We start from the raw sequence: 7,224 nt of genomic DNA on the forward strand, positions 1-7,224 counted from the left end.
CGTGACCGTCTTCGTACTGGCGTCCCAATCTCCGGCCCGGCTCGGCGTCCTGCGCAACGCGGGTGTCGAACCGGTCGTCCGGGTCTCCCATGTGGACGAGGACGCCATCGCCGCGGCCCTGCCCGCCGACACCGCGCCCGATCGGGTGGTGATCGAGCTGGCTCGCGCCAAGGCCCGGGAGATCGCCGGCCAGGTGGCGGATGATCCGGCCTTCGCCGATTCCGTTGTGGTGGGCTGCGATTCGATGCTGCTGGTGGACGGCGTGCTGCAGGGCAAACCGCTGACCCCGGAGGTGGCGCGCGCCCGCTGGGCCGAGATGGCCGGGCGCAGTGCGGATCTGCTCACCGGGCACAGTGTGCTGCGGCTGCGCGACGGCGAGATCGTCGGCGAGGCAGCCGATTGCAGTTCCACCACCGTGCATTTCGCCAAGCCGGAACCCGAGGAACTCGACGCGTACATCGCGACGGGGGAGCCCTTGCAGGTGGCCGGCTCCTTCACCCTGGACGGGCTGGGCGGCTGGTTCGTGGACCGCATCGACGGTGATCCGTCGAGCGTGATCGGTATCGGGCTACCGCTGGTTCGTCGACTGCTTGCCGAGGTGGGCGTCGGCATTGCGCAGCTGTGGGTCGGTGGCCGCGCGTAATTGCGGCTCTGTGGCACTGCGTAACTGGGGTTCGGTCGTGGTGCGCAGTTGCGGCGCGATGCGGCTGGTCGCGGGCGCTAATCGGGGCTCGCCGGAATCGGCGGGCTGATCCTCCTCGCGCACGGCCTCGCCGGTGCGACCGCGCAGCAGCTCCAGCCGCGCCACGCACAGTTCGGGTTCCACGAACGGGTGCAGGCGCACGTTCACGCTCTCGCGACCGCCGTTGCGGTCCAGCACTTCTCGCATGAGCCCCAGGTGCACGCCGCACACCACCTCGGAGTGGGTGCGGGCCAGTTCGCGCAGCGGGCAGGCGGTCATGCGGATGAGCGCCGATTCCTCGGTCTCGCTGGCGTGGTCGCGTTCGGGGGCGAAGCCGAGCTCCGACATGAGGGTGACGGTGAGGTCCTTGGCGTCCTCGAGCGATTCGACGGGCTGATCGGCCGCCTCCAGTTTCGCGCCCCAGGTGCGCCCGGCCGAGATGGCGGCGTCGGAGCGGCGGCGCGGGTCGCTGCCCAGCTGGTCGGCCAGGACTTGCGCCAATTCCTGATAACCGACCGATCGCTGCACCGCGGTGTAGCCGATGCGGGGGCGGCCGCGACCGCGCGGCGGCTGCTGGAATTGGCGGACCAGGGATTCGCGGGTGAGGACGTCCAAATGGAAACGAACCGTAGTCACATGCTGGCCGGTGACGCGCGCCAGTTCCTGGGCGTCGAGAGGCTCGCTGGCGCCACGTAGGATCGCAAGCAGCCGCCGCCTCGGCCAAGAATCGGACATAGCTCACCCCTCCTCTCGAGAGACTTTATCGGATGAAGCTGCGATTAATTCGCCCAATCATCCGATTCGTGATCTGAAACGAGTTTCGTATCCACCACATGCCTACGATCGGTGTCGAGATTCGAACCGCCAATACCTAACCCACCACGCGTGAAGGACCACAACGTGCCCGTCGCTCCGGATCCGCATCAACCGTTCGGCTCCTACGCACATCCTCACCGACTAGTAACCACAGAGTGGCTGTCGGCAAACATCGGCACGCCGGGGCTCAAGATCATCGAGTCCAACGAAGACATATTGCTATACGACATCGGTCATGTCCCGGGTGCCATCAAGGTCGACTGGCGTTCCGAGCTGATCGATCCTCGTACCCGCGATGTCGTCGACGGCGCGGCTTTCGCCAACCTTATGCGTGCCAAGGGCATCGAGCGCGACGACACCGTGGTGATTTACGGCGACAAATCCAACGGCACCGCGGCCGCCACCCTGTGGGTGTTCTCCCTCTTCGGACACGAGGACGTGCGCCTGCTGGACGGCGGCCGCGACGCCTGGATCTCCGAGGCCCGCGACACCACCTTCGAGGTGCCCGCCGCCGGGCTCGGCGAGTACCCGGTCCTCGACCGCGACGACAAGACCGCGCGCGCCTTCCGGCACGACGTGCTCGCCCACCTGGGCGGCCCGCTCATCGACTCGCGCGTCTTCGAGGAGTACACGGGCGAACTGGTGGTGCTGGACCGCCCGGAGGAGCAGGCGCTGCGCGCGGGCCACATCCCGACCGCGATCAACATCCCGTGGACCTCCTCGGTCGGCGCGGACGCCCGATTCCGTCCGCGCGCCGAACTGGATGTCATCTACGGCGCGGTCGCGGAGGGGGTCGCGCCTCTGGTCTACTCGCGCATCGGCGAGCGCTCGGCCCTGACCTGGTTCGTTCTCACGTACCTGCTGGGCGTCTACGGCGTCCGCAACTACGACGGCTCCTGGACCGAGTGGGCCAATGCCGTGGGTGCGCCCATCGTGATCGGGCAAGAGCCGGGCGCGGCCCCCGTGTCCATGGCAAGCTCGTAACGTTCGGGCCCCTCCCTGATGATTCATTGAGGGGCCGCATCGGAGTCTGGTAGAACAGGTTCTAAAAACGAGAGCCCCGAGAGTCGAATTGCTCACTCTTCGGGCTTACTCTCTAGTAGCCCTATCCCCTTTCGGGCTTTGTTGGCACGATGCCTACAATCCCGACTGACGAAAAATCCAGAGCACAGGAGGCTCAGTGCCCAACCATGCCAACGCGCAGATCACGAAGGTCCTCGTAGCCAATCGAGGCGAGATCGCCGTGCGCGTGATCCGGGCTGCCAAGGACGCCGGGATCGCCAGCGTCGCCGTGTATGCCGAGCCGGACGCGGACGCGCCGTTCGTGAAGCTGGCCGATGAGGCGTTCGCGCTGGGTGGGCAGACCTCGGCCGAGTCGTACCTGGTGTTCGACAAGATCCTCGATGCCGCCGCCAAGGCCGGCGCGGACGCGATCCACCCCGGTTACGGGTTCCTGTCGGAGAACGCCGATTTCGCCCAGGCCGTGCTCGACGCGGGCCTGATCTGGATCGGGCCGTCGCCGCAGTCGATCCGGGATCTGGGTGACAAGGTCACCGCCCGCCACATCGCCGAGCGTGCGCAGGCGCCGATGGCCGCGGGCACCAAGGACCCGGTCAAGAACGCCGACGAGGTCGTCGCGTTCGCCAAGGAGTACGGCGTGCCGGTGGCCATCAAGGCCGCCTTCGGTGGTGGTGGCCGCGGCATGAAGGTCGCCCACACCATCGAGGAGATCCCGGAGCTGTTCGAGTCCGCGACCCGCGAGGCCGTGGCGGCCTTCGGTCGTGGTGAGTGCTTCGTGGAGCAGTACCTGGACAAGGCCCGCCACGTCGAGGCGCAGGTCATCGCCGACAAGCACGGCAACGTCGTGGTCGCCGGCACCCGTGACTGCTCGCTGCAGCGTCGCTTCCAGAAGCTGGTCGAGGAGGCGCCCGCGCCGTTCCTGTCCGACGAGGTGCGCTCCAAGATCCACGAGTCCGCCAAGCGGATCTGCCGTGAGGCGGGGTACTACGGTGCGGGCACCGTGGAGTACCTGGTGCAGGGTGAGACCGTCTCGTTCCTCGAGGTGAACACCCGCCTGCAGGTCGAGCACCCGGTCACCGAGGAGACCGCGGGAATCGACCTGGTGCGCCAGCAGTTCCGCATCGCCGAGGGCCACGAGCTCTCGATCAAGGAGGACCCGACCCCGCGCGGTCACTCCTTCGAGTTCCGGATCAACGGTGAGGATGCCGGTCGCGGCTTCCTGCCCGCTCCCGGCCCGGTCGTGGTGTACAAGGAGCCCGCCGGTCCCGGCGTGCGCGTCGATTCCGGTGTGGTCGCGGGTTCGGTCATCGGCGGCCAGTTCGACTCGATGCTGGCCAAGCTGATCGTGACCGGTGAGAACCGTGAGCAGGCGCTGCAGCGTGCCGCCCGCGCGCTGGCCGAATACGAGATCGAGGGTCTGGCCACGGTCATCCCGTTCCACCGCCACATCGTGGAGAACCCCGCGTTCATCGGTGACGGCACCAAGTTCGACGTCTACACCAAGTGGATCGAGAACGAGTGGGACAACCCGATCGAGCCCTACACCGGTGCCCAGCCCATCGAGGACGAGGACGAAGCGCCGCGGCAGAAGGTGGTCGTCGAGGTCGGCGGCCGACGTCTGGAAGTGTCGCTGCCGGGACAGTTCTCCGTCGGTGCGGCCGCGTCCGCCAACGGCGCGGGTGCGGTGCGTAAGAAGCCCAAGCCGCGCAAGCGTGGCGGCGCGGCCGGTGGCGCGGCGTCGGGTGACGCCGTGACCGCCCCGATGCAGGGCACCGTCGTGAAGGTCGCCGTCGAAGAGGGTCAGACCGTCGAGGCCGGTGATCTGGTCGTGGTGCTCGAGGCCATGAAGATGGAGAACCCGGTCACCGCGCACAAGGCCGGTGTTATCACCGGACTCGCGGTGGAGGCCGGTGCGGCCATCACCCAGGGCACTGTCCTGGCCGAGATCAAGTAACGCAAAGCAATTCGTGAAAGGCCGCTCACCTGCGAGGTGGGCGGCCTTTCGCGCTAATGTCGTGACATGGCTGAACCACCCGAAATCCGCATTGGCACCGCCGAGCGTGAGGACGCGATGAAGCGGCTGTCCGATCATTTCGCGGCCGGACGGCTCAGCGTCGCGGAGTTCGACGAGCGCAGTGGCATCGTGGCGGCCGCGCTGACGCGTGGCGACCTCGACCAGGTGTTCACGGATCTGCCGCTGCCCGTCGCGGAGAAGACCGTTCCGGCGCAACGGGAGTCGCGCTTCGGCTCCCAGTGGCAGGAACGGGCGATGCCGGTGATCACCATCCTGTGCGTGATCATCGCGATCGTCAGCCACCAGTGGTGGGTGTTCCTGCTGATTCCGCTGGCCGGCGCGGCCCTGTTCGGCAGCCGGGACAATTCGCGTCGCCGGAATCGGGGCGATCGGCGCGGGGGACGGCAGCGGCGGCTCGAGCGCGGATCGGAGGACTGATGGAGCCGATCGAGATCAACGCGGGCAGTTGGTACCTGCGCGCGCTGCGCGCCGATGAGCGCATCGACGACCGTCCGGCCCTGGCCGACGGCGGTATCACCGATCCGGAGTACGTGGCCCGGCGGACCTCGGAATGGGCCGAGGAGAGCCACTTCTCGTGGGCGGTGTGCGTGCCCACCACCGCCGAGATGGTCGCCGAGATCGGCGTGCGGCCCAATCCGGACGGCACCGCGACCGTGACCGGCTGGGCCCGAACGGGATACGACTCGGCACTCGCGGACGGCCTGGTGACGGTGCGCCGCTTCACCGCCGGTGCGCTCGGCCTGGAGCCGCTCGACGCCTGAAAAATCGCTCGTGCTCGCACCCGCTCATAGGGGACTCTGGAGTCGCATCCGAAACCGACGACCAGGGGAGGCGGTTATGTGGAGCTGGAGTAGACACCAATCGGATCGGGCGACGGCGGCGTCGTTCACCAACTGGCGGGTCCGCGATCCGGAGCAGTCCCGCCTCTCCGCGCCCCTAGCGGACGGCAGAGTGCCGTTGACAGTTTCGCATCCGTGCCGGCGGTCGGCTGCCGAAACTATTCTGGACGTCCCCGACGAGTTACCCCGGTCGGCACGAGATCAGTGGTCACGTTGAGTTTCGAAAAATTGCCGGGGTAGCGTCAGCGGACATGGATAGGTCGCCGCTGAATGCTGACCGGCTGGTCCGCGCCGACCAGTAGGCGACACGAGCGCGAGGGCGGGTCCAATGCGGGCCCGCCCTTTCGCATGATGGCTGCGCCGGACCGGGATCGCGCGAGGTAGTAGCGTCTGGGATATGGATAGGTCGCCGCTTGATGCTGACTTGCTGGCCCGCAGTGTCACCGAGGTGCCGGGGCTGGCGTTCTTCTCGGCCGTCGAGGTGGTGGAGTCGACGGGCTCGACGAATGCGGATCTGGTTGCGCGGGCCGCGGATTCGAGTGCGGATCGGGTGGTGCTGATCGCCGAGACGCAGGAGCGCGGTCGCGGGCGGCACGATCGGCAGTGGGTGAGCCCGCCCCGGGCACAATTGGCTATGTCGGTGCTGACGCGGGTGCGCGGGATCGCTCCGGAGATATTGGGCTGGCTGCCGCTGCTGACCGGCATCGCGGTGGTGGACGCGGTGCGCGGGCTCACCGGTGTGAAGGCGGTGCTGAAGTGGCCCAATGACGTTCTCGTCGACGGCCGTAAGCTGGCGGGCATCCTCGCCGAGATCGCCTCCACCGGAACCGATCCCGCGGTCGTGGTCGGCGTGGGGCTGAACGTGAGCCTCACCGAGGCGGAACTCCCTGTGCCCCATGCCACTTCGCTGGTGCTGTCCGGCGTCGACAATCCGAATCGCACCGCGTTGGTGCTCGCGATCCTGCGTGAATTCGCGCACCGGTTCACCACCTGGGAGGCCTCGGGCTGGGATATCGCCGATCTCTCGGCCGCCTACCGGGAGCGCTGCTCGACCATCGGCACCGAGGTCCGGGCCGAGCTGCCCGGCGGCGAGGTGATCACCGGCCGCGCCACCGGCGTCGACGGGACCGGCCGCCTGCTCATCGGGGATCGTTCGGTCTCCGCGGGTGACGTCACGCACCTGCGCGCCGAATACTGACCGCCCGCACCTACCTCGGCTTCTTGGTGGGTTTGGCGGGCTTATCGGTCTTGTCATGCCCGCCGCCATTGCCCTGGTCATCGCCGTTCCCCTGGGCTCTGTCCTGGCTCGGCGGCTCCTCGCTCGGGGGAGCGAGGTTTCCTGGCGTGATATTGCCCGGGAACGGAATCGGCAGGCTGGTCGGGCCCGGTTGCGGCGCGGTGGTGGACGGCGGCGGCTCCGTCGTCTCGACCGTCGAAGACCGCGGGGCCGGTGCGGGATTCACGGGTGCGGTGGTTTCGACCCGGGTGGTGTGCGGCTCGGTGGTCGCGCCGGTCACCGACGAGGCGGGCGGCGGTTGCGGCTGTGAGGAGGTGACCGGCTGCGGCGTCGGATGGTGCCCCGCGTGCCAGACGGCCCAGCCCGAACCGGCTCCGACCAATACGGCGGCGATGGCGGTCACCAGGGCGAGACGCCGCGGAAAGCCTTGGTGCCGAGTGGTTTTCGTGCGGGTGTGCACGGCGGACGACGGCGGCACCACCGCGACCGGCGGCGGTTCGCCCTCCGCGCCGATCTCGCGCTCGGCGAAGCCGGGTGGGGGCGCGGTCAGGATTCTGGTGGGCGGCGGGGCGGCCGGGACCGGGGCGGTGGCCGC

At 68.4% G+C, this 7,224-nt stretch carries 7 protein-coding genes and 1 pseudogene; 6 read left to right on the plus strand and 2 right to left on the minus strand.

Going from position 1 to position 7,224, the window contains the following annotated elements; genetic code table 11:
- Position 1 precedes the first annotated feature (1 nt).
- Positions 2-643 (plus strand): nucleoside triphosphate pyrophosphatase, encoded by a 642-nt coding sequence (locus tag ACAM49_RS15120; RefSeq protein WP_369636127.1) that lies wholly within the window; start codon positions 2-4, stop codon positions 641-643.
- Here the strand turns inward: ACAM49_RS15120 and ACAM49_RS15125 are convergent.
- Entirely contained in the window at positions 569-1,417 is an 849-nt protein-coding gene (locus tag ACAM49_RS15125) for a metalloregulator ArsR/SmtB family transcription factor (protein ID WP_083913211.1), read from the minus strand. The two genes, ACAM49_RS15120 and ACAM49_RS15125, sit on opposite strands and share 75 nt — an antisense overlap.
- 165 nt (positions 1,418-1,582) lie before the next feature.
- Between ACAM49_RS15125 and ACAM49_RS15130 the strand changes: the two genes are divergently transcribed.
- The 5 genes from ACAM49_RS15130 (at position 1,583) to ACAM49_RS15150 (ending at position 6,590) form a co-directional block, all read left to right on the plus strand.
- Positions 1,583-2,482 (plus strand): sulfurtransferase, encoded by a 900-nt coding sequence (locus tag ACAM49_RS15130; protein WP_369636128.1) that lies wholly within the window; start codon positions 1,583-1,585, stop codon positions 2,480-2,482.
- A gap of 196 nt (positions 2,483-2,678) precedes the next feature.
- Positions 2,679-4,472: a biotin carboxylase N-terminal domain-containing protein gene (locus ACAM49_RS15135; RefSeq protein WP_369636129.1), complete on the plus strand. Its 1,794-nt coding sequence runs from the start codon at positions 2,679-2,681 to the stop codon at positions 4,470-4,472.
- 66 nt (positions 4,473-4,538) lie between these two features.
- Positions 4,539-4,970, plus strand: coding sequence for a DUF1707 domain-containing protein (locus ACAM49_RS15140; RefSeq protein WP_369636130.1), 432 nt, complete (start codon positions 4,539-4,541; stop codon positions 4,968-4,970).
- Complete coding sequence (locus ACAM49_RS15145) at positions 4,970-5,314, plus strand: hypothetical protein (RefSeq protein ID WP_369636131.1); 345 nt, start codon at positions 4,970-4,972, stop codon at positions 5,312-5,314. Before ACAM49_RS15140 ends, ACAM49_RS15145 begins: the two co-directional genes overlap by 1 nt.
- 475 nt (positions 5,315-5,789) lie before the next feature.
- Positions 5,790-6,590: a biotin--[acetyl-CoA-carboxylase] ligase gene (locus tag ACAM49_RS15150; RefSeq protein WP_369636132.1), complete on the plus strand. Its 801-nt coding sequence runs from the start codon at positions 5,790-5,792 to the stop codon at positions 6,588-6,590.
- Positions 6,591-6,600: 10 nt separating this feature from the next.
- Here ACAM49_RS15150 and ACAM49_RS15155 read toward each other — a convergent pair.
- Positions 6,601-7,224 (minus strand): annotated as a pseudogene (locus tag ACAM49_RS15155) (hypothetical protein); the annotation flags it as partial.

Origin of the sequence: Nocardia sp. JMUB6875 (assembly GCF_041154655.1) — a bacterium.
Classification (GTDB): Bacteria; Actinomycetota; Actinomycetes; order Mycobacteriales; family Mycobacteriaceae; genus Nocardia.